Annotated in this window: 17 protein-coding genes and 4 pseudogenes; 14 read left to right on the top strand and 7 right to left on the bottom strand. The window is 67.3% G+C overall.

The annotated features are described in order from the left end of the window. Window positions 1-6: 6 nt before the first annotated feature. The 5 genes and pseudogenes from ACIQVT_RS00130 to ACIQVT_RS00110 form a co-directional block, all read left to right on the top strand. Window positions 7-591, top strand: coding sequence for a hypothetical protein (locus tag ACIQVT_RS00130; RefSeq protein WP_403745454.1), 585 nt, complete (start codon window positions 7-9; stop codon window positions 589-591). Beyond that, window positions 588-1,238, top strand: coding sequence for a hypothetical protein (locus tag ACIQVT_RS00125; RefSeq protein ID WP_403745452.1), 651 nt, complete (start codon window positions 588-590; stop codon window positions 1,236-1,238). The genes ACIQVT_RS00130 and ACIQVT_RS00125 overlap by 4 nt, the downstream gene beginning before the upstream one ends. Then, window positions 1,238-5,956, top strand: a complete 4,719-nt coding sequence (locus ACIQVT_RS00120) for a putative T7SS-secreted protein (protein WP_403745450.1) — start codon at window positions 1,238-1,240, stop codon at window positions 5,954-5,956. Before ACIQVT_RS00125 ends, ACIQVT_RS00120 begins: the two co-directional genes overlap by 1 nt. A gap of 3 nt (window positions 5,957-5,959) precedes the next feature. Continuing rightward, window positions 5,960-6,274: a DUF6881 domain-containing protein gene (locus tag ACIQVT_RS00115; protein WP_403745447.1), complete on the top strand. Its 315-nt coding sequence runs from the start codon at window positions 5,960-5,962 to the stop codon at window positions 6,272-6,274. A gap of 69 nt (window positions 6,275-6,343) precedes the next feature. Then, window positions 6,344-6,583, top strand: a pseudogene (locus tag ACIQVT_RS00110) (transposase); the annotation flags it as partial. Here the strand turns inward: ACIQVT_RS00110 and ACIQVT_RS00105 are convergent. The 3 genes and pseudogenes from ACIQVT_RS00105 to ACIQVT_RS00095 form a co-directional block, all read right to left on the bottom strand. Next, window positions 6,537-6,722 (bottom strand): annotated as a pseudogene (locus ACIQVT_RS00105) (IS630 family transposase); the annotation flags it as partial. The pseudogenes ACIQVT_RS00110 and ACIQVT_RS00105 sit on opposite strands and share 47 nt — an antisense overlap. Then, window positions 6,719-7,258: a winged helix-turn-helix domain-containing protein gene (locus tag ACIQVT_RS00100; RefSeq protein ID WP_403745445.1), complete on the bottom strand. Its 540-nt coding sequence runs from the start codon at window positions 7,256-7,258 to the stop codon at window positions 6,719-6,721. The pseudogene ACIQVT_RS00105 and the gene ACIQVT_RS00100, both read right to left, overlap by 4 nt. A 243-nt stretch (window positions 7,259-7,501) precedes the next feature. Beyond that, a pseudogene (locus tag ACIQVT_RS00095) lies at window positions 7,502-7,822 on the bottom strand (CatB-related O-acetyltransferase); the annotation flags it as partial. A 195-nt stretch (window positions 7,823-8,017) separates the two neighbouring features. On the opposite strand from ACIQVT_RS00095, the gene ACIQVT_RS00090 reads away from it, so the two are divergent. From ACIQVT_RS00090 to ACIQVT_RS00080, 3 genes are all read left to right on the top strand, one after another. Further along, on the top strand, window positions 8,018-8,554 hold the full coding sequence (locus tag ACIQVT_RS00090) for a DUF4142 domain-containing protein (RefSeq protein WP_403745443.1): 537 nt from the start codon (window positions 8,018-8,020) through the stop codon (window positions 8,552-8,554). Window positions 8,555-8,794: 240 nt separating this feature from the next. After that, the gene (locus ACIQVT_RS00085) at window positions 8,795-9,328 is read left to right on the top strand and encodes a hypothetical protein (RefSeq protein ID WP_403745441.1); all 534 of its coding nucleotides are present in this window, start codon (window positions 8,795-8,797) and stop codon (window positions 9,326-9,328) included. A 986-nt stretch (window positions 9,329-10,314) separates the two neighbouring features. Next, window positions 10,315-11,061 carry a hypothetical protein gene (locus ACIQVT_RS00080; protein WP_403745439.1) on the top strand — a complete coding sequence of 249 codons (747 nt, stop codon included), beginning with the start codon at window positions 10,315-10,317 and terminating at the stop codon, window positions 11,059-11,061. A gap of 165 nt (window positions 11,062-11,226) precedes the next feature. Here the strand turns inward: ACIQVT_RS00080 and ACIQVT_RS00075 are convergent, their stop codons facing one another. The 3 genes from ACIQVT_RS00075 to ACIQVT_RS00065 form a co-directional block, all read right to left on the bottom strand. Then, window positions 11,227-11,496, bottom strand: coding sequence for a DUF3761 domain-containing protein (locus ACIQVT_RS00075; protein ID WP_403745437.1), 270 nt, complete (start codon window positions 11,494-11,496; stop codon window positions 11,227-11,229). Between the two features lie 176 nt (window positions 11,497-11,672). Next, on the bottom strand, window positions 11,673-11,930 hold the full coding sequence (locus ACIQVT_RS00070) for a hypothetical protein (RefSeq protein WP_403745435.1): 258 nt from the start codon (window positions 11,928-11,930) through the stop codon (window positions 11,673-11,675). 405 nt (window positions 11,931-12,335) lie between these two features. Next, complete coding sequence (locus tag ACIQVT_RS00065; RefSeq protein ID WP_403745433.1) at window positions 12,336-12,956, bottom strand: hypothetical protein; 621 nt, start codon at window positions 12,954-12,956, stop codon at window positions 12,336-12,338. A gap of 630 nt (window positions 12,957-13,586) precedes the next feature. On the opposite strand from ACIQVT_RS00065, the gene ACIQVT_RS00060 reads away from it, so the two are divergent. Together ACIQVT_RS00060 and ACIQVT_RS00055 are read left to right on the top strand one after the other, a co-directional pair. Beyond that, entirely contained in the window at window positions 13,587-14,633 is a 1,047-nt protein-coding gene (locus tag ACIQVT_RS00060; protein ID WP_403745432.1) for a NucA/NucB deoxyribonuclease domain-containing protein, read from the top strand. Between the two features lie 91 nt (window positions 14,634-14,724). After that, a complete protein-coding gene (locus ACIQVT_RS00055) occupies window positions 14,725-15,324 on the top strand; it encodes a hypothetical protein (RefSeq protein ID WP_403745431.1) in 600 nt (199 codons plus the stop codon). Window positions 15,325-15,650: 326 nt separating this feature from the next. On the opposite strand, the pseudogene ACIQVT_RS00050 reads toward ACIQVT_RS00055, so the two are convergent. Beyond that, window positions 15,651-15,695 (bottom strand): annotated as a pseudogene (locus ACIQVT_RS00050) (hypothetical protein); the annotation flags it as partial. Between the two features lie 106 nt (window positions 15,696-15,801). On the opposite strand from ACIQVT_RS00050, the gene ACIQVT_RS00045 reads away from it, so the two are divergent. From ACIQVT_RS00045 to ACIQVT_RS00030, 4 genes are all read left to right on the top strand, one after another. Then, complete coding sequence (locus ACIQVT_RS00045; protein WP_403745429.1) at window positions 15,802-15,939, top strand: hypothetical protein; 138 nt, start codon at window positions 15,802-15,804, stop codon at window positions 15,937-15,939. Window positions 15,940-16,530: 591 nt separating this feature from the next. After that, a complete protein-coding gene (locus ACIQVT_RS00040) occupies window positions 16,531-18,354 on the top strand; it encodes an ATP-dependent nuclease (RefSeq protein WP_403745427.1) in 1,824 nt (607 codons plus the stop codon). 362 nt (window positions 18,355-18,716) lie between these two features. Continuing rightward, window positions 18,717-19,913: an exonuclease SbcCD subunit D gene (locus ACIQVT_RS00035; RefSeq protein WP_403745426.1), complete on the top strand. Its 1,197-nt coding sequence runs from the start codon at window positions 18,717-18,719 to the stop codon at window positions 19,911-19,913. Further along, window positions 19,913-22,921: an AAA family ATPase gene (locus ACIQVT_RS00030; protein ID WP_403745424.1), complete on the top strand. Its 3,009-nt coding sequence runs from the start codon at window positions 19,913-19,915 to the stop codon at window positions 22,919-22,921. The genes ACIQVT_RS00035 and ACIQVT_RS00030 overlap by 1 nt, the downstream gene beginning before the upstream one ends. Window positions 22,922-22,957 lie beyond the last annotated feature (36 nt).

Here is a 22,957-nt window from a genome sequence, read left to right as displayed (position 1 = left end):
GGCTGTATGTCTGAGCACGGGGGGGCGGTCGACGGGCCGCAGCGGATTCCACGGTCACGCATCGCTGACTATGCGGAGATGACGAAGGTGCCGGACGAGCGGGAGCCGGTGGTGTCTCCGCAGAAGCACGGCGAAGAACAAGGGCGAGATCAGCGGCCGCCCGTTGATAGCCAGGAACCCGGTCGCGAAGCCAGTGTGGTTGCGGCTCGCAAGCGTGAGTTCGCCGTCCTGCTGGGTGAGTTCCGCCGTACCCCGGTTCTGGTGCCGCTCGGGGACGGGCCGGGACCGGAGGGTGAACGAGGTCTGCTGACCGCGGATTTTGGTGGCGTCCGTTTCATCCTGGCGTTCTCTGACGAGCAGGCGCTGGCCCGTTACGCGATCGTGCGGGGTGAGGCGGCGCGTGAGTGGTCGTACCAGACCGTTCTCGGGGCGCGTCTGCTGGATGTGGCGGTGCCGGCGGCCGGTGTGCCGTGCGGGGTGGCGCTGGATTGCGCGGACGGGGAGGAAGGCATGGTGTTTCCGCCGGTGCGCGGGATCGTGCCGGACGAGGTGGCGGTTGACTTCGGCAGTGGGACGGGGGACGCGGAATGACCGAGGGCGGCAAGGACCTGAAGACGGACGGGCTCGCCCTGATCGCCAAGGGGCTGACCGAGGCTCTGGGCGAGCTGAAGGAACTCGGCATGGTCGGGGAGGCCGGGGCCGGGCGCGGTTTCGGCGACATCGCGCTGTCCGGACTTGAGTTGGGGCACGAGGGCCTGACGGGGGAGTTCAACTCGTTCTGCGAGCGATGGGAGTGGGGCGTGCGCTCGCTGATCAACGAGGGAAACGGCTTCGCGGTCAAGACGGGCCTGTCGGCGGGCACGTACTACGAGACCGATAAGTACGTCGAGGGAAGTTTCAAGGTCGTCGCGAACTCGGCCGTCGGCAACCCGTACGCCTCCGAGGAGGACGTGGAGAAGATGGGCTGGGGCGACATCGCCAAGTCCGGCATGAGCGTCGACTACAGCAAGAAGTCCTTCGACCAGGCGCTGGCCAACAGCGAGCAGGGCTGGAAGGACGCCGGCCGGGACGTCGTGACCTCCCACACCATCGGCCCGTTGCCGGGCCTGGACCCCGAGGACCTGCACGGCGCGGTCGGGGTCTCCGACAAGGAGTACAACAAGTTCCTCGACGACACCTTCGGCCCCTCCCCGGAAGCCCGCGCCAAGGCGGCCCAGCGGCAGGGCGGTGAAGGCTGATGGGCGTCGGAGACATAACCAACTCCGTCCTGGGCGGAGCCGAACACCTCTACGACGAGGGCAAGAAGAAGCTCGGCGAGGCCGTCGACTACGGCACGGACAAGCTCGGCGGGGCCTTGGACTACGTCGGTGCGCACGACTGGGCCGACAGCGTGGAGGACTGGGGCGACGAGGTTGCCTCCGACCTGGGCGCCACTCCCGGCGAGCAGCAGCTCGGCCAGACCGAGGAGCCCAACGAGCTCGTCCACGGACACCCGGAGAAGATCCGTGAGAGTGCGAAACACCTGAAGGACTTCCACGGTGCCTTCGACAAGGTCAGCCAGGGACTGAGGAAAGTCGACTCCTCCGGCTGGCAGGGCGAGGGCGGTGACGCCTTCAGGGAGAAGTTCGGCGTGCACCCGACCAAGTGGGCGCAGGCGGCCGAGGCATGCACCGCGGCAGCGGGAGCCCTGGAGTCGTACGCGGACACGGTCAAGTGGGCGCAAGCCCAGGCCAAGGAGGCCGTGGAGCTCTACAAGAAGGGCGTGAAGGCGGCCAAGGCCGCGGCCGACGACTACCAGACCAAAGCCGACGCCTACAACGCCAAGGCCCGTGCGGGCGACGACCCGGGACCGAAGCCGAAGCAGGACATGACGGCGGGCAAGGCCGACGTCAAGGCTGCTGTCCACAAGCTCGCCGAGGCCCGCAAGCAGCGCAACACTGCCGCCTCCCAGGCGGAAGCCAAGGTGAAGGCGGCGCTCGCGCATGCTCCCGCCGAGCCGCCGCCGCTGGAGCGCCTGGGCAACGACTTCGTGGACGGATATCAGGCCGCCAACACCGAACTCACCCATGTGGTCGGTGGTGCGCTGAAGGGCACCGCCGGCCTGGTCAACTTCGTCCGCGGCCTGAACCCCACCGACCCGTACAACCTCACCCATCCGGCCGCCTACCTGCAGAACGTCAGCATGACGCTGTCCGGCCTGGTCTCCACGGCCGCGCATCCCGAGCGGGTCGTCCAGGCCGCGGTGGACGGCTTCAAGAAGGATCCCTCGGAGTTCGTCGGGCGCCTCATCCCGGAGCTCATCGGCACCAAGGGTGCGGGGCTCGCCCGCGGCGGACTGCGACTCGCGCTGAAGGAGGGAGCGGAAGGAGTCGCGGAACAGGGGCTACGCAAGACCGCTCGCAACGCGGTCGAGGAAGGAGGCGAGAACGCCGCCGGGAAGTCCGCTCGGGAGAGGGTGAACGAACATCCGGCCGAGGAATCGCGGTCCGAGGGTAAGCACAGCGAGGACACCGACCCAATCGACCTCGCCACCGGAAAAATGTACTTGCCGCAGACGGACGTCGCCCTGCCAGGTGTCCTACCGCTGTCCCTGAAGCGTCGGGTGGAGTCCGGCTACCGCCTTGGCCGCTGGTTCGGCCCGTCCTGGGCCTCCACGTTCGACCAGCGCCTGGAGATCGACGCCGAGGGCGTCGTCTTCATCACCGAAGACGGCCTCCTGCTGGCCTACCCGCACCCCGCCCCCGGTGTGCCGACCCAGCCCAGCCACGGCCCCCGCTGGCCCCTGGACAGGGTCGACGGAGGCTACACCGTCACGGACTCTCATACCCGGCGCACCTGGCACTTCACCGACCGTGGCGACAACCTTGCGGTCCTCGAGCAGATCGACGATCGCAACGGCAACTGGCTCACCTTCGAGTACGACGCGCAAGGCACCCCGCTCGCCGTCGTTTCCAGCAGCGGCCAGGCCATCAAGGTCACTACCGATTCCGGCCGCATCACGGCCGTCCACCTGGCCGCCACCGGCGAGGAACTGAAGCGCTACGCCTACACGGACGACAACCTGACCGAGGTCATCAATTCCACCGGCCTGCCGCTTCGCTTCACGTACGACGAAGCCGGCCGGATCACCTCGTGGACGGACACCAACGACCGCAGCTACACCTACGTCTACGACGAACACGACCGCTGCACCGCCCAAGGGGGATCCGCAGGGCACATGGTCCTGCACCTGTCCTACGAGGAGCCCGACCCGCACACCGGCCTACGGACCACGACGGCCACGACCGGTCAAGGCCACACGCGCCGCTACCTCATCAACGACACCTGGCAGGTGGTCGCGGTGACCGACGCGCTCGGTGCAACGACCCGATACCGCCGCGACCGCTACAACCGCCTCCTCACCCAGACTGACCCCCTCGGCCACACGACGACGTACGACTACGACGACAAGGGCAACCTCACGAGAGTGGTCCGGCCGGACGGCCGGGTAGCCAGGGCGGAGTACAACGCCCTCGGCCTGCCGGTGAAGGTGGTCAACCCCGACGGCACAGTCGTACGCCAGACCTACGACGAATGCGGCAACCGCACATCGGTGACGGACCCCTCCGGGCAGACAACGCATTTCGCGTACACCGAAGCCGGCCACCTGACCTCCGTGACCGACCCCCTGGGCCACACGACGACACTGACCTGTGACCGCGCCGGACTCCCGCTGATGGTCACAGACGCACTGGGCGCGAGCACCCGATACGAAAGAGACGAATTCGGCCGCCCGACCGCGATCACAGACCCAACCGGCGCCACGACGCAACTGCAATGGACAGTCGAAGGTCATCTCGCCCGTCGCACCGCCCCCGACGGCACCTCGGAAACCTGGACGTACGACGGAGAGGGCAACTGCACCAGCCACACCGACCCCGTGGGGGGCGTGACCCATTTCGAATACACCCACTTCGACCTACTCACGGCACGTACCGGTCCGGACGGAGTGCGCTACGAGTTCGCCCACGACAGCGAACTGCGCCTGACGCAGGTCACGCATCCGCAGGGCCTGACCTGGACCTACGAATACGACGCGGCCGGCCGTCTGGTGACGGAGACGGATTTCGACGGCCGAACACTGACCTACGCCTACGACGACGCAAACCGCCTCACCTCTCGCAGGAACGCTCTCGGAGAGACGGTGTCCTTCGAGCACAATGAACTCGGCCAGGTGGTCCGCAAGGACGCCGCAGGTCTGGTCACGACATACGCCTACGACTTGACCGACGAGCTGGCGCACGCAACCGGCCCGGACGGAGCGACGATCACACTCTTGCGTGACCGCCACGGCCGTCTACGCTCCGAAACGGTGAACGGCCGCACGTGCACCTACACCTATGACACGCTGGGCCGACGCAGCAGCCGCACGACTCCCACCGGGGCTACCACCACCTGGTCCTATGACGCCGCTGGCCGCTGCACCAGCATGCGCACGTCGGGCCGAACCATCGACTTCACCTATGACGAAGCAGGCCGCGAACGAACCCGTCACGTCGGCGCAGCCCTAGCCCTCAACCACACCTTCGACCCACTGGGCCGAATGACGACCCAGTCCGTGACAAGCGCCCACGGGCGTACGATGCACCGCGCCTACAGTTACCGCGCCGACGGCAACCTGGTCGGCATCGTCGACGATCTACCCGGCTCCCGCCACTTCGACCTGGACGCCGCAGGCCGGGTCACCGCCGTCCACGCGTTCAACTGGACAGAAACATACGCCTACGACGAGGCAGGCAACCAGACCCAAGCCCAGTGGCCGAGCAGCCACCCCGGCCAGGAAGCAGTGGGCACCCGCACCTACGCCGGCACCCGCATCACACGCGCCGGCAACGTCCGCTACGAACACGACGCCCTCGGCCGCATCACCCTCCGTCAGAAAACCCGCCTGTCCCGCAAACCCGACACCTGGCACTACGAATGGGACGCCGAAGATCATCTGACGTCAGTGGTGACCCCCGACGGCACCCGCTGGCGCTACACCTACGACCCACTAGGCCGACGCACGGCCAAACTCCGGCTCGCAGAGGACGGCGAAACCATCGTCGAGCGTGTCGACTTCACCTGGGACGGCACCACCCTCTGCGAACAGACCACGACATCCCCTGACCTCCCCAACCCGGTCACTCTCACCTGGGACCACCAGGGCGTTCGCCCTGTCGCTCAGACGGAACGCATTACCGCAGCCGAGATTCCCCAGGCCGAAATCGACTCTCGCTTCTTCGCCATCGTCACCGACCTCGTCGGCACCCCCAGCGAACTCATCGACGAACACGGCGACATCGCCTGGCGCACCCGAAGCACCCTGTGGGGAACGACAGCGTGGGCCGCCGACAGCAGCGCCTACACCCCCCTACGCTTCCCCGGCCAGTACTACGACCCCGAAACCGGCCTCCACTACAACTACTTCCGCCACTACGACCCTGAAGTTGCGCGCTACGTCACCCCAGACCCACTCGGGCTCGCACCAGCACCCAACCCCGACACGTACGTGCACAACCCGCATACATGGGGAGATCCTCTGGGATTGGCACCGGACGAGTGCCCGTACCGTGTCGAACCAGTTCCCGACGAAGACCTTGGCACCCTGTATCACTACACAAACGAGACCGGCTACAACGGCATCCTGGAGAGTAAAGAACTGCGCGCCTCCCTGAAGGCAGACAATCCCAAGGATGCACGCTTCGGAGATGGCCAGTACCTTTCCGACATACAACCTGGAACGAAGACCCCTGGACAGCTCTCCTACGCCTTTGTCCGGGTGCCCTGGGCTGGCCACAAGTTCAGTCACTTCATCGAGGTAGACGTTCGCGGACTTCAGGTCATGCGATCAGTTGAGCGGCCCGACGTCTTCGTGGTACACAACCAAGGCCCGCTCGACTTGACGGGCCGCATCGTCAGCCATGGAAAGAGCTAAGTTATGGAATATTGGAAAGTTGAGTGGCTGCACGACTTCCAAGAAGAGCCGACAAGATTCTATAATGAAATCGGCCATGACGGATATGAGGTCCGCAAGATCCAACATTATCGGGACGGGCGAAGACTGAAGGCCGATGCGTCTCACGAATCTTCAGAAATCGGCTTGAGTGAGATTCCAGTAGGTACCATCGAGGATGTGGCAAGTCAGCCCGAATTCGCCGCTTCACTGATCAGTCGGGAGGAGTTTGAGCAAGCGTGGGAAAGCGCTTCATGGTCGACAGGAGTCTCAGGCTCTCCTGGCGAGGAGACTTATTGATCATTTCAGAACGAAGTTCGGAGTCGTCTTGACCGTGTCCTACATGGTCAGTTGATCGTTAGTTCGGATATGGAGAGTGGGCGGTGGGGATGGGGCGTGCCGGATGGCTTATGGGAGATCGCCGAGCCATTGTTGCCGCCGGCGCGGGTGCGTCCGCAGGGCGGCGGAGTCGCGAACATCGATGACGAGGCTGTGTTCGCCGCGATCATCTATGTGCTGGTCAGTGGCTGTGCCTGGCGGGCGTTGCCGCCGTGCTTCGGGGTGTCCAAGTCGACCGTGCACCGCCAAGATCTGCATGTTGTCTGGGCCGGTAGACGAGGCGGGAGCGCTCGCCGGGTTTGTAGCAGCACAGGGCGGCGATGGAGAAGCGACGCTGGGAACGGCCGCGTACCCGGATGACCGGTGTGGTGCCGCGTCGGCTCCAGGTGCGTGAGGTAGGCGGCGTCATCGAGAATCCGGCTTCGTCCTCGAAGACGATCCAGGCCCCGAGCGCCGCCGCGGCGTTTCCACGTGCGGCCACACCTCCTTCACCCAGCCGGCCACCGCGGTCTCGTCGCGCTCGAGGGCACGACGGGCCGGAACCTGATGACTCCAGCCATGCCGGCGCAGCATCTGCGAGATCCCCGACAACGTCATCGACTTGTGAAACCGCCGGCCGATCAGGGTTTTGATCCTGGCCAGTGTCCATCTCTGGTCCGGCCAGCCATGCGCGACCGGCCCCTTGGACAGCTCCTCCTCGAGCACGGCGAACAGCGCCTCGCTCAGCTTCGGCCTGGACGCCGGGCCGTGAGAGCGAACCCCATCCCGGCCAGCCGCCTTCCAGGCCTGCCGCCACCGCTGGACCGACCGGACGCTGACCCGTAACTCCTTCGCAGTGTCCGTGCTGCCCCGCCCCTCGGCGAACATCACCGCTGCTTCCATCCGGACCCGCTCGCGGAACGCTTGCCTCTCCGCGGTCAGACCCCCACCCTGCGGATACCTCATACACCCGGCATACCGCGACGATCACCGATCGTCAGCCCCTACGACAACCCACCTTCAAGGTCAGTAATGGTCTGCTGAGGCAGCGGCAGCCCACCACCGGATGCGTCGGGGTATTAACGCCAAGAGCTTGTGCGTGCGATCGCGGCGTCTGCTCTCGACGACTGCGTCGCCGCCCCGGCGGACATGGGTGATCACTCGTTTCTGGCACGGGGCGGGTGCGGGCGGTGTGGCGAGGACGCGGTGTCAGGGCCGGTCGAGCTGCGCGGCGGCCTCCTCCAGGTCGGTGATGGTCCCCGACATGATTGTCCGTACGTGCCTGGTGATGTGCTGCACGGGCCAGTTCCACCACGCCACGGCGAGGAGCCGGGCGATGTCCGCGGCGTCGTAGCGGGTGCGGACGAGCCGAGCGGAGTTGCCGCCGACGATGCCGTAGTCGGGGACGTCGCCGGTGACCACGGCGCCCGCGGCGACGATCGCGCCGTGACCGATGCGTACACCGGGCATGACCGTGGCGCCGTGGCCGAACCACACGTCGTTGCCGACGGCCGTGTCGCCCTGCCCGGGCGCGCGTCTCCCAGTTCGGCGCGACGCCGGGCTTATTTGGGCATTCTTTGTGTTTCTGTCTGATCGTGTCCTTCTCAGGTGGTACTCGGCGCTATACAGACCAGGCGGCCCGACCGGGTTTCGCTGGAAGAGGCACTGACGCTCAGCAGCGCGACCGATCCCGCCTCCTACAAGCTCTTCCTCAGGAGAGGCACTATGGCCAGTCCCAGAACAGCCGCTCTCACCGTGTCCGTCATCGCTGCGGTAACGCTGTCGCCGGGCGTCGCGCTGGCGGCGTCCAGCCCGTCCCCGTCGACCATGCCCTCACATCAGGACACCACCTGGATGAAGACGTCGGCGGCCGGGGATCTCTTCGAGATCCAGGGCGGAAAGTTGGCGCAGACCCACGCGCACAGTGCTGCCGTGAAGCAGTTCGGCGCGCGACTGATGTCCGACCACACCAAGTCTTCCCAGGACACGAAGAAGCTCGCCGCGCAGCTGAAGGTCGCCCTTCCCACCACGCCGACCAGCAAGGAGCAATCCGAGCTGTCGCACATGGCCTCCTTGCACGGCACCGCGTTCGACAAGCAGTACGTGAAGACGGAGATCAGCGATCACAAGATGGACATCTCCGATGCGAAGAAGGAGATCTCCACCGGCAGTAACAAGCAGGTCATCGATGAGGCACGCAAAGACCTGCCCGTCTTGCAGACCCACCTGAAGCTCGCCCAGCAGACGCAGTCCCGCCTCTGACAGCGTTCTCAGCAAGGGCCTCTTTCCGGTGGCAGTACGGGGCTTACACCGGACCTTCGGCCGGTCGGCTGCCGCCGGGGAGCAGCGGCACTCAGTAGTGATCGGTGGCGGCCGTGGCTGAACGAGACGGAAATTGAAACGAGGGAGTACCCCGCTGAGCAGACCGAGTCAGCGCACGCGGGCCGGTCCTCGTGACGCACCCCTCGCGCGTCACTCGTCCGCTCCATCAGGAGAGACAGCATGCACAGCCGGGAACGCGGCGCCTCGGACACGGCGTTCCCGATGGAAGCAGGAGGTGCCGTCGCATGTCACACCGCGCTGCGAGGGGGGTGGGAGGCCACGTGGGTGGCAAGGTCGGCAGGGGCTCTGCTGTGTCTGGCGGTGGCCGTCATCCATGTAAAAGATCAGGGCGGCGTCACGACGACGAGGGATCCCCACTACATCGGTGTCGCCTACCATGTCCTTGAGATCCTTGCTGTGGTTGCTGCCGTGCTGCTTCTGGTCGGCGTCGTCCGACTGGGATGGCTGCTGGCGGCCGGGGTCGCCGCGGGCCCCCTGCTGGGATACGTTCTGTCCAGGGGCCCGGGACTGCCCCATTACAGCTCCGACATCGGCAACTGGACGGAACCGCTCGGGCTGGTCAGCCTGGCAGCCGAAGGAGCCCTTCTCCTCTTGTCGGTTCCGCTCTTGACGCGAAGTCTGCTGCACCGCGAAACCCTGTATTTGTACTGCAACGGTGCCAGTAGCTCGTCGTACTGCGGCCGGGAAGAATGACGGCAGCAGTCGCAATGGCACCCGGGGCGAAGACCGTGCTCACCGATGTCGGCCCGGTCGAGGTGAGGTGCCCCGAGAACGTCCAGACCCGGCAACTCCTACGTCACCGTGCGCGCCTTCCACCCGGGCCGTCGGCCGGCCGAGTGACTGCGGAAGGTGCGGCCCGTCGCACCGGCCGGTCAGGCGCCGGGGTGCGCAGCAGTCTTCAGCTTCCCAGCCGCTGCCGGTGCAGCCGTCCTGGAGGGGCGGGAACCGGTGGCCTTTGACGTCGGTGCTGTACTCGTGGCGCTGTCCGCAGTTGCACTCGTAGATCTTGTGACAAACGGGCGGACCGGGGGCCTGCGCCACAGGGCCCGTCGCAGGACTTTCCACGGCGCGGTCCCTGAGTCCGATTGTGCTGCGACAGCGCCCGGCCGGCGATGGTCAAGAGGCGCAGTAGCCCCACGTCCCCGGCCGTCGAGCAGCAGCTCCGCCGAACGCCTGCGCCGAGTCGGCTGTCGCGGTGCCCAGAGGGGGGTGACCGGCCGGCAGCGCGGGCTCGGGCGTACGCCCTGGGCGAGCGCCTGGTGGACCCGATCGCGGGTGACGCTGCGCAACCGGACCGCCTCACCGCACGAGCGGGCCCGCCTCGCCGCCGACGCACTGAGGGTCCGGGTCCAGGCGGTGCGCCGTGCCGATCGTCTCGGCTCTCGCACCCGGTCGTGCACCGTTGCCGTGCCCGCCGCCTCGAGGGTGCGCCGCCGGTTGTTCCACCGGTTCCGAAGGCCGGCAGCGTTTCGGAACAGACGACCGGGGGCGACACGGTGGAGCAGACCCGCCGGACGCTCGCCGAGGCCGCCCTCGTCAGGGAAGGCTCTGGCCGAGGGCACCAGGGTCGGCACCCAGGGAGCGGGGAGGCCGATCTACGAGGTCGCCTTCAACGGCAAGTCCCAGCGCCTGGCCATCAGCGTGGGTGACAACGGATTCGTGATCGGAGCAAACCCTGTATGACCTTCGAAGAACCGCGCCACGTGCTCGTACACGCCCAGGACGAACCGTCTCCGCTGTACGAGCCGGAGCATGCCGGGTTCTGCGACGACGTAGATGCCTTCACCCGCAACGTCCCGCTGGACGACTCCGGGCTGGACTTGCCCGAGGACCTGGCCAACGCTCTGCGCTCATGGTCGCTTGCCCGCCCGCCCGAGGGATTCACCTCCCGCCCGGACCTGCGCAAGCACGTCAAGCAGGGCTTGGCAGCCGCACAGCGCCTGGCACGGCACCTCGGGCCGTCCTGGGTCGTCCGCTACTGGGACGAACGCCACCGCACGGTGAAGTGGGTCTGCTGGGGCTGCGACCGCCTGCACTGGGACCGCGACAGTCACGACGCCCCACCGCACCCGATCGACATCACGGTCGAGGGCGAGTTCAAGTATGGCCCGCTGCGCTCCGATGGCTTCGGAGACTTCTTCCCCGACGACGACCCTCCTGCCGGCCTGGACCTGTCCGACGACCTCGTCTGCGGCCTGTACAAGTGGGCGCAGGACATCGACACCACGTTGAACCTGGACCTGCGAGACCGTGAGGACGGCAAGTACGACGCTGAGTGGGAGCGGCTGTTCCAGGACGGAATGGACCTGGCCAGACGCCTCGCACACGAACTGGGACCAGCCCGGACGGTGACCTACAAGGGCCTGGCCAACGGAGGCCTGGCCGCGCTGACGTCGGTGGCCTGGCGAGGCGACCGGCAAATGTAGTCCGGCGACTGCCAGGCCGGTGGAGCGGGGCAAAGGCCACGTGCCTCCGATCCACCGGCCGTGGGGGTGCAGACAGCGCCAGCAACGCCCGGCCTTCCTGAGGCCGGGCCCGGTCACCTGCGCAGGTGCTGACCCACGCTCTCTACGGATGTGGCAGAGCGCGCTCTACTTGAACCAGTAGCGGACGCCCTCGTGGTGGGAGCAGGTGCCCTGCGAGTGCCGGGAGTAGGACAGGGAGGCGTCCTTGCACTTGGCGGTCTCGTACTTGTCCTTGGGCTTCTGGCGGTGCGTCCAGCCGCACAGACCGGTGGTGTGGTGGACGCAGTGGTGAGCGGTGTTGGTCGACGGCAGCGTGGCCGCGGACGCGGTCGGTGCGCTGAACAGAACACCGGTGAGAGCGACGGCGATGGCCGGAGCAACAAGACGTGCGCGCAAAGGAATCCCCCCTCTGGGATGAACGAGTGCAGCGGGAGTTTATAGCGGTTTCAACGACTTGTTGCCCGCTCCGGCCAAGTCCGAGAACGCTGCCTGACAGTCAGAAGACCCAGGTCCGCGTGGAGTTCGCCGCGCTGCGCGCCGCCCCGCTGCTCCCCGGCAGGAGCCCGTGCCGGCTATCCGGCTCCTTGCTGCTCGGCGGCCGGGTCCTGCGGCGGATGCCGGACGGCCTTCTTCACGGCCTGTTCCAGCTTGTAGCGGTTGGCGCCGGTGGCTTCGGCGTATGCGGTGACGGCGGCCTGCGCCCGCTGTGCGGCATCGCGCCAGCGCCGCCACTGCGCGTCGTACTCCTCGCCGGTAAGGCCGGTGAGCCTGGCGTGTTCTTCCTCCGCGGAGCGTTCCAGCGCGAGTAACTCGTCGTCAGGGGTGGCCACGGGCATGGATCCTGAGCGGCCGGGCCTGGGCGCCGATGATCGGACCTACCGCCTGAACGGGTGGTGCCGCTGCTCGTTCCCGGGCGGGCCGCCCGGCGGAGCGGTTACGAAGACCACGGCCCTGTCCGTGATCTTCGAGAAGACCCTGCCGGCCGGGAAGGGGAAGTCGGATTTGCGGCCTCGAATTGCTGCCCGTCTCACGAGGTCGAGTCCCGCGCCATCGAACCCGCGGCCACCGCGCCTCCGCCATGGGGCCCGGCAGAGGACCGGCGCAGATACCGCCAGCGGCCAGCAGTCCCCCAAGGCAGGGGCGCTAGCCGGTGCGCGGTGCGCCCCGTACCTGCACCGGGGCGGGCAGATGGCCTCGGGCGGCCAGGCGTCTGCACGGCCGTTCCGGTGGAGCCGCTACTTCAGACCGAGTCGGTGTTCAGCGGTTACCCAGTTGGAGGCGATGGCTTTCTGGGTTGCTGCGAGGCCGACGCGTCCGCTGCAGATGGCTGTGTGCAGGCGCGTCTCGACTTTGTCCTTGTCGTTGTTCGGCCCGGCGCCCGGCTGGTGTCCGGGGCTCGGCGGCTCTACCCAGAGGTTACGCGGGTCATTCGGGTCTCCGCCCAGCTGCAACGAGACGAGGTGGTCGTACTCGGCGTCGTGCAGGCTCGCCTTGTCGGTGTTGTAGCCGTACGACGCGGCGTTCGCGACCTTCTCCCGGCCCGTCACCGACGCCGGAGGCCGGATCTTCGAGGTGTAACCATGCGGATTGCAGATGGTGGTCTTCAGGGTCTGTGTGGTGACCTTCGGGTTCAGCGCGCCCGGGGTGCAGCGGCTGTCGGGTAGCGGCTGCGCCTGGTCATGCCGGTAGTGGCAGGTCCCCGGGGCCGGCTGCTTCTGCACCGTGTAGTGACTCTGCGGGCCGGGCCCGTAGGGAAGGGCTGAGGCGCTGGCGCCGGCCGGACTCGCGCCGAAGGCGAGTGTTGCGCTGGCGGCAAGGACGCCCGCGGAAGCGAGCGCGCGGTGGTAGCTGGTCATGGGCTCCCCGTTCTGCGGTCCGCGACGCATCCGGGCGGGACAGTCGCCCCCACCACCTGCTGCGGCCCGGCGTGTACATCCACGGCCGGTGATCACCGGCCGGACAGGAACCTACCGCCCGAGTGAATACCATGACTAGCCACCAGATACCGCCGCCACATGACGTGTTGGGTGACTGGCGATGGCAGATCCGCCGCCGATCGATGACGGACAGGCAAGCTGAGCGCAGACCCAGGCTTCGCTGAAATACCGGCTTCCTGCAAGCACGACCGCGTGCGATATCGCCTCGCGCTTTCAAGGACGAACGAGTTGTCGCCGCGTTCGACGGCCTGGAGCACGCTGGAGCCTCGGATGGCGGGACCTGCGGCCAGAAGGCGAGAGCCGGCGGTCCGAGCGGCATTTCCGGACGACCACGGCGGGCTGGTTGTGGCGGTGGGCGCCCGCCGGACTTGGTGCGTGGCTGATCACAGCACCGTCTGACATGTCATTCATGGCTGCTCTTTGGCTTAAACCAGTCCAAATCGCATGCCCTCTGCGTGTCGGGCGTGGTTGTATTCCGCCAACGCGACGGGGGCATCGCGGAGTTGGGCGCTCGCCCCTGTCGGCTGCGTTCAACACAGGGGGTACAAGTTGAAACTGAGAGCGCTGCTCACAACGGGGGCTGTAACCCTGGGGCTGCTGACAACAGCCGCCCCGTCAGCTCTGGCCGACCCGCCCGGCACCGGCGCTGGACAGCTGCGGGTCACCATCGGCTCGGCCCAGTCCCAGGTGAACGAACTCGCCCGTCCGGCATCCAATGCCACCTGCACCATCAACAAGATCACGATCAACCGGTTCAATGAGTGCGAGTGGGTCACCATCCACGTCGACGTCATCAAGGTCATCGACGGGGAGCCGGTCCTCGAAGGCACCGTCGACTTCGACGTCAAGCACCAGATGACCCTCAAGACGAACTCCTCGAACTGGTCGGAGAAGTTCCACGTCTCCAAGGCGCGCACCACCCGCGCGGGCAAGGGCGTCGCCGTCAACATCGCCGCTGCGTCCGGAGGCGGCACCAAGGCCGCCATCCACTTCTCGCAGGGGCACATCCTCAGCAGCAGTGCGGCCGACGGCAACGTCGGCTACAAGACCAGCATCGCTCCGAAGAAGATCAACCCCAAGACGAAGACCACGTACACCTACACCTTCACCAAGCCCGGCTACAGCCCCGGCACCGTCTCCTACGGCTCGGCCCTCTACCGCTGCGACAACTACTACGGCAGCACTCGAGCAAGCCGCGCCGGCTGCGCCATCCCGGAAGTCCCCACCGGCGTGAGCATGGTGGGCCTTGCCCGCATCGACGAAGGCATCCGCAAGCTTCGCTCCCGCGGTGGCCACTACGGTGACCCCTACGGCGGCAAGCCGCTGCACTGGATGATCAACAAGACGCAGGAGGACAAGAACCGCAAGGCAGTGTGCCCGCGCACCGCGCCGCCGGACATGCAGCGCGCCGGCCGCACCTCCTGCGACGAGTACCCCTTCGCCTCCAGCTACGAAGGCGGCACCCACCTTGCGGCCGGCCAGCGGGAGATCACCTGGGTGAAGGTCAGCGAGAACAAGGCCCAGGGCGGACGCATCACCGCCTGGCGCGGCCAGATGCACGTCATGGACCGCGATCCCTTCTACGTGATCGTCTAGTCGCCTCTACACTCGCCGCCAAGCAAGGGGACCCGCTCCCCGCAGCGTCCGGGGAGCGGGGCACCGTCTGCGATGAAAAAAAGGGGTCTGCATGCTGCTGCGTGAAGTGACGTTCACCGTCGATGCCGGCGAACACGGCTACCTCATCGGCTTCGACGACGACTACGACTTCCCCCGGGAGATGCCGTTCGGCTGGCGCTGCGGCCCCGCCACCGAAGCCCTCGCCGTCGTCCTGCCCATCACCGACACCGGCCCCGTGCAGATGACCGTCCAGGTCCACGACGCCCCACCCGCCCCCGAAACCGACGACGGCTGGGAGCCCCCAGAGGAGATCAGCCTGCGCCCCGGCATCCCCGACCTCTGCCTGGCCATGATCGGGCAGGGCGACTTCTGGGACGCCTGGCCCGAAGACGAACCACCCCTGCAGGTGCCGCCCACCGCCGAGGGCGGTGACGGGGTACGCATGCGCCTGTACTGCCACACCGACGACCCATACCCCGGAATCGGCGACCACGGAGAACACCACCTAATCCAGCTCTGGCGCGCTCCGGCCACCGACCCCGTGCACCCACCACTCAGCGACGAGGACCGACAGGCGCGCGCCCAGTTCACCGCAGACATGGCCACGCCCGTCGAGGACTACACCACCGAGTACCCGATCTATTCCAGCGGCGAGAGCCCCGACGCCTAGTACTGCAACGGTGCTTGTCGTGATTGATGGCCAGGTCAGGGGCTGTGTCCGCGTCGTTTGTAGTGGCTGGTGCGGGCTTGGTGTTGTCGTCGTCGGCGCCAGGTGGACCAGTGCAGGATGTGCTCGACGGGTGTGGGCCGGCGGTCGGTGAGGCGGGTGATCAGCCGTCGTATCTCGGCGAGGCTGAGGTGGATGAGCTGGGAGGATCCGTTTCTGCTTTGCTGGCATCCAGCTCGCGGGCACCGTTGCAGTACTAGGCCGATGATGCCGAGGCCGGTGTCGGGGCGGCAGTGCGTGCAGGCGGTGATGCCGTAGGCGAGCAGCCGCCGTGCCTCCTCCCGGTCGACCGTCCTGTGCCGCTTGCCCGCCATGTAGCAGTCGCCGCGGTGGAGCTGCAACAGGCGGCCGGCCCCGGGCCGGGATCGGGGCGACGGGGGCGGCGGGTGCATGGTGTTCTCCGGTGGATCGATTCGGTCCGTGGTACGTAGTCGGGCGGTCGGCGTCACGCGTACGGCGTACACCTACGACGACAGCAAGGACAACAGGCCGCACATGCTGGACAAGACGACCGGCGCCCGTGTGAGTACCTACTCCTACGACTCAAGCGGCCGCTGATGCCCCCCCGGCCTCAGCGCCCCAGAACCCCACGTCTCGGCCTCAGCCCTACCCAGGCATGTTCCTGCCCGCTCGGCGGCCTTACCTCGACTACCGGGTCCCCGCTCGGTCCCGCCTACTTCCCGCTCGGCCCCCGGCCGGGGGCCTCGGGCGCCGGCTTCCTGTTGAAGCTCCTTTTGCACTGGTCCAGGTTGGGGCGCGCTCCTGCTCGAGGCCCACAAACCGTGTGCGACACAACCCGCCAGCTCCGGAGGTAGGGGTAACCACTCACTCCGAGCGGCTCACCCCTGCATACGCAGCCACTGCCACCCTCAAGTCCAGGGACGGGCTTCGGTCCCGCCAGTAGGCTCACAGCACTCATGAGATGCCCGGGCGGACGCGGTCAGGCTCCGAGGAGCAGGTTGCGAACCAGATATTCGGTCACGACCGGGCAGCGTTGAGTCGATACAAGTAGCGGGAAACGTGCGGTTGTTGTGGTGGATACCTCTAGTATGACGGTCTGCGCTGGCGTCCCGCGCGCCCCTTCTGTCCATCTATCACCGCACGTCACCCCTACCGGCCGGGGAAGGGGAGATTCGGAGCACGTCGACTGTGTACCTCACTCGTTTCTCCGCGTGCGGCTTCCGTTCCCTGGCTCGTGTGGAGGACATCCCCGTCAGCAGTCCGACGATCTTGGCCGGCCGTAATGACGGCGGCAAGAGTGCTGTACTGACAGCGCTGGCCTTCCTCCTGGGACATCATCGTCTGACGGACGAGGACCGTACCTACCAGCAGGCGGGAGACGCCCCAGGCGACCGCTGCTCCGAAACATGGGTGGAGGGCTTCTTCACTCTTGATGCTGGTGAGCAAGCCGCCACCGCCCTGCCGAAGACCGTGCGGATCCGCCGCATCGCCGAAGAAGGCCAGACAGCCCGGTGGGAGTACCACGGTTCCCGTCCGGCCGACAACCGACTCCACGACGTGGCCAGGCTGCTGAAAGGCGAATTGGCGGAGCTGGTGGCCGAGTTCTCCCTGATGCCCGAGGGAACCCTCAAAGAGGACTTGGTGCAGGCCGTCACCGCCTACGCAGCCACTGCACCTCAGGTCGAGCAGTGGCAGGCTCTTCCTAAGGAGCTCCAGGAACGGCTGCCCCGGCTGCTGTCATTCGGAGGCAAGGACGAGCGCCCGGACGACGCGGTGCGCACCGCCCTGAGTAGCTGCTACGAAACCTACCTGGAGGACGAGACGCTCCAGGGGCGGGTGCGGGAGATTGAAACGGAGATCACTCAGCGTCTGGAGAAGGAAGCCGACTCCCTGTGCCAGCACATCCGCCGGCACTGCCGAGAGTTCGTCGGGGTGCAGGTCAAGCCGGAAGTGTCCTTCAAGGGAGGCTTCAAACGCGCTCCGCTGGAGGTCTCCAAGGCCGACGGCGAACCGGTCGACCTCACCCGTTCAGGTCAGGGGAGCAACCGCCGGATCGCGCTCGCCGTGTGGGAATGGACCAGCAACCTGCTGGAAAACAGCGAACTCGCCGCCGCAGGGGAGGGGGACGAGCCGGAGCCGACGCAGACCATCGTCGTGTACGACGAGCCCGACACCCACCTCGACTACCGCCACCAACGCACCGTGATGGAGATCATCCGCAAGCAGTGCGCCCTGCCCCATGTCAGCGTGGTGGTCGCCACCCACTCCATGAACCTCATCGATGGTGTCGACATCGCCGATGTCGTCCACCTTCGCCTCAGCGACAGAGGCCGAACCGTCGTCGAGCGCCTTGCAGACGAATCCCACGACGGCGTCGACTTCCACCTCGGCCAGATCGCCGCTGCCGTGGGACTGCGTAACTCCGTCCTCCTGCACGAGCGCTGCTTCCTCGCCGTGGAAGGTCCCACCGAACAACAGTGTCTGCCCGTGCTGTTCCGCCTTTCCCAGGGCCTGTCCCTCCAGGCGGCCGGCATCGCCTTGTGGGCCTGCGGCAATAACGAGGGAGCCCTCCATTTGGCCGGCTACCTCGTCAAGAACCACCGCACGGTCATGCTGATGGTCGATGCCGACAGCCGCACCAACAAGCACTTCAAGACCGAACGGCTCATCAGAGCCGGACTCGACCTCGCCACCCAGGTCACCTATATCGGTGAAGCCGACGGCTACAACGAACTCGAGGAGCTCTTCACCGACCCCCAGTGGGCCGTGGCCGCCAACACCCATTGGCCGCGTCCCGAAGGCCAGGAATGGACCGCCGAGGACTTCACCGCTCACCGCAGCGGAAAATTCAGCGCCTGTGTTCTGACCATGATCAAAGAAGGCGCCGAGCGGACGAGCCCCGACGGCAAGGACGACATGCTCTACTCGCTCGTGACCACCCTCACCAGCGCCGAGGACGTCCCCCCACAGCTGAGGGACGCTTTCAAGGACATCCAGACTCTGGCGTCCTGACCGATCGGTCGGCACGACGCTGCAACATCCGCTCTTTACGCTGTTGCAGCGTCGGAGCCGTCCACGCATGCCAGCCCACCCCCGCCACATGCTGCCGGCCGTGACCTCGTGCCTCAATCCCACACCAACGGCACCCGCCCGGTGCCACCACGGATCCACTGCTGGTAGAACGCGATGTCGACATCACATCCTCCTTCCCCCCACCGCTATCTTGCCTCCTGCCACTGACAACCACCCGGTGGCAGACCTCGTCCGCCGCTGGTTGCAGCCGGAGACCCCACACAGCGCGGCCCCCCACTCTGATCGCCGTTTATCAGGAAAACCGCCCGTAACTGCAATGCCCATAGCTACTGTCTGTGCTCATGCGGTTCTTGCACACCTCGGACTGGCACCTTGGCCGCCGGTTCCACAGAGAAGACCTTCTGCCCGCCCAGGAAGCCTTCCTCGACCACTTGGTCGACACAGCCCGCGCCGAAGACGTCGACGCCATCCTCGTGGCCGGCGACATCTACGACCGGGCCATCCCAAGCCTGGACGCAGTACGTCTGTTCAACCGCGCCCTGCACCAGCTCGCCGACCTCGACGTGCCCATCATCATGATCAGCGGAAACCACGACTCGGCCCACCGCCTCGGCGTCGGATCAGGCCTCTTCACCCGCGCCGGGATCCACCTGCGCACCGACCCGGACACCTGCGACGTCCCGGTCCTCCTGACCGACGCTGACGGCCCGGTCGCCGTGTACGGCATCCCCTACCTCGAGCCGTCAATGGTCCGCACCCAGCTGGAGGCGGAGGCCACCTCCCACCACGCGGTACTCACCGCCGCCCTGGACAAGATCCACGCTGACCTCACCGGCCGCCAGCCGGCCGGAACCCGCTCGGTGGTCATCGCCCACGCCTTCGTCACCCCCGGCACCGGCCAGAGCGAGAACCAGCAGGTGGAGGAGTCCGACAGCGAACGCGACCTCAGCGTCGGCGGTGTCGCCCACGTCGGCGCGCAGGTCTTCGACGGCATCGACTACGTCGCCCTCGGACACCTCCACGGCCCCCAGAAAGTCACCGACCGAGTCCACTACAGCGGCTCCCCGCTGGCCTACTCCTTCTCCGAGGCCACCCACACCAAGTCCTTCACCCTGGTCGACCTCACCCCCGGCACGGCCCCCACCCTGAAGCGTCTGCCCTGCCCGACCCCGCACCGCCTGGAACGCATCGAAGGCCTCCTCGAAGACCTCCTCACCCACCCCGCCCACGAACACTTGAAAGACGCCTGGCTCGAGGTCACGCTCACCGACCCAGCCCTGCCCTTCGAGGCCATGGCCCGGCTGCGCCGACGCTTCCCCCACACACTCAGCCTCAAGCACCAACGCGTCTTCATCCCTGCCCAGGCCACCGACACCCCCACCTACACCGAACGCCTCCGCGGCCGCAGCGAACTCGACATCGCCAGCGACTTCATCACCGACATGCGCGGCACCGCCCCCACCCCCGACGAACACGCCCTGCTCCAGACGGCTGTCGATGCCGCCCGCGTGAACGAACTGCAGAAGGAAACCGTCTGATGCGCCTGCACCGCCTCACCCTGCAGGCAATCGGACCCTTCGCCGGCACCCACACCATCGACTTCGACGCTCTTGGTGCCGACGGCCTGTTCCTGCTCCACGGCGACACCGGCGCCGGGAAGAGCACCCTGTTCACCGCCATCTGCTTCGCCCTGTACGGCGAACCCCCGGTCGACCGCGACCTGATGCTGCGCAGCCACCACGCCCCGGCCGACCTGCTCACCCAAGTCACCCTGGACGTCACCATCGGCGGCCACCGAATGCTCATCGACCGCGTCCCCCAGCAGATGCGCCCCAAGAAGAACAGCACGGGTGACACCGTCCAGAAGGCCGAGACCCGGCTCAGCCGCTTCACGACCGACGCACTGGGACAGGGACACTGGGAGGCCTCCAGCAAGTCCCACCAGGAAGCCGGCAAAGAGATCAAAGACCTGCTCGGCATGAGCCGAACCCAGTTCTGCCAGGTGGTCCTCCTGCCCCAGAACGAGTTCACCAAATTCCTCTACGCCGATGCCGGCAAGCGCCGCGAACTCCTCGGCAAGCTCTTCCACACCGACCGGTACGCCTTCATCGAACGCTGGCTGAACGACCACAGCCGCACCACCCAGAAGAACCGCGACGCCACCCGCGACGAAGTGCTGCACCTGGCGGCCCGCATCCACCAAGCCGCCGGCCCGGACCTCAAATCCCAGCACGACGCCCCCACACCCGACGCCGCGCACGCCCTGACCGGCCCCGCCCTGACCTGGGCCAAAGACCTCATCCAAGCCAGCCAGGCCGACGCCCTCGCCGCCCAGACAGACGCCGAGACGGCCAAGAAGAACCAGCTCACCCACCAAAACCTGGAAGCCGCCACCCGCGAACTGCACAGGCAGCAGACCACCCACACCACCGCCCGTGAACAACTGGACAAGCTGGACGAGCAGACCCCCCATCAACAAACCCTCGGCCGGCGCCGGGAACAAGCCCGGCGCGCCCAGCAGCTGGCACCACTGCTGCACGCCGTCAACACCGCCCGCGCCGACCACACCCACGCCCAGGACAGCGAAAGCACCGCCCGCACCCGGCTGCTCCCCGAGCACGCCACGCTGCAGACTGCCGACCTCATCGCGGCCGGGCAGCGCATACGCGACGGCATCGCCGTGCTGAACACCCTGCTTCCGGAGGAAGCCACCCTCCACCAACTCACTACCGACCTGAAGCGCATCGACGCCGAACGGCAGGACTTCACCGTCCAGCAGCGCACCGCCCGCCACTGGCTCGAGCAGGAGACCACCCAGCGCACCACCCTCCAAGCCCGCCGCGAAGCCGCCCGCGAGGCCGAGGAAGAAAGCCGCCGCCACCAGACCCAGCTCGAGACTCTCAACGGCCGCGTGGCGGCCGCCGAACGCCGCGACGCCCATCTGGCACAGATCACCACCACCGAGCAGCGCCTGGGCGCCGCCCAGAAGGAAACCGAACAGGCCGCCCAGGCCCACATCGACATCCGCCGCCGACGCACCGAGGGCATGGCCGCCGAACTCGCCGCCGGCCTCACCGACGGCACACCGTGCCCGGTCTGCGGCTCCCGCTCCCACCCGGCTCGCGCCCAGGCTCCCGACGGACATCCCACCCGCGAGGACGAACAAGCCGCCGAGGAAACCCACCAGCGCGCCCAGCAACAGCGCGACGCGATCACGGTCGAGCTGCAGCAGCTTCGCGAGAACGCCGCCAGTGCCACCGGCGAAGCCGGCGACACCCCGCTGGCCAACCTCAAGACCGAACACAAGGCACTCGCCGCTCAGCTGGCCGACGCCCTTAAGCGTGCCGCCGACCGCGGAACCGTCGAGGAGAAACTCCTCGCGCTGGACCGCGAACACATCACCATGACCCAGCAGGACAGTGTCGCCACCGCCGGCCTGTCCGCCCGCAACGCCAGCTACGACACCCTGTCCCAGCGGCAAGCAGAGCTCACCGAGAAACTCGACGCCGCCCGCGGCACGGCCCCCACCCTGGCGGCCCGCATCGACGACCTCACCCACACCGCCGACCACCTCGAGCAGGCAGCCGAGGCATCCCGCACCGCCACCACCGCCATCAAGGCCCTGCACACCCGTACCAGCGAAGCCACCGACGCCGCCACCTCCCAGGGCTTCGACACCCTCGCCACCGCAGAACAGGCCTTGCTCAGCGAGCAGGACCTAGGCGACCTCGAGGAAGAGATCCACCAATGGCGCGAGGCCCGCGCCTCCCACCAAGCTGTCCTCGACGACCCCGTCCTGCAGAAAGCAGCAGCCCAGCCAGCCGCCGACATCGAAGCTGCGGCAGCCCTGCGCACGGCAGCAGACGACCAGCACGCCCAAGTGGTCACCACCGCCAGCACCGCCCAGACCCGCACCACCAACCTCACCGACCTCACCACCGCCCTGGCCGAGGTCGTCGAACGCCTGCAGGCACTCGAGCAGGCCCACAACACCGCCCGCCACCTCGCCGACCTGCTCACCGGCAACGCCTCTGGCACCCGAGTCCGCATGCAACTGGAGGCCTACGTCCTGGCCGCCCGCCTCGAACAAGTCGTCACCGCAGCCAACACCCGCCTCAGCCTGATGTCCGACGGCCGCTACACCCTGCGCCACTCCGACCACCAAGCAGCCCACGGCGCCCGCTCCGGCCTCGGCCTCGAAATCACCGACGCCTGGACCGGCCACCCCCGCAAGACCGACACCCTCTCCGGCGGCGAATCCTTCTTCGCCTCCCTCGCCCTTGCCCTCGGCCTCGCCGACGTCGTCACCCACGAAGCCGGCGGCAACCCCCTCGACACCCTCTTCATCGACGAAGGCTTCGGCACCCTCGACGACGACACCCTCCACAATGTCCTCGACGTCCTGGACTCCCTACGCGCCCACGACCGCACCGTCGGCGTCATCAGCCACGTCCCCGAACTGCGCCGCCGCATCACCCAGCGCCTCCACGTCCGAAAAGGCCCCACCGGCTCCACCCTCGCCCACCTAACCGAAGCAGCCGAATAACCTGCTCAGGAGAGCGGAGCTTTCGCCACGCCCTCT

The sequence above is a fragment of the Streptomyces sp. NPDC100445 genome (genome assembly GCF_044759735.1).
Taxonomy (GTDB): domain Bacteria; phylum Actinomycetota; class Actinomycetes; order Streptomycetales; family Streptomycetaceae; genus Streptomyces.
Note: the sequence above shows the minus strand (reverse complement) of the source record. Positions and strands in the feature narration are given on the sequence as shown.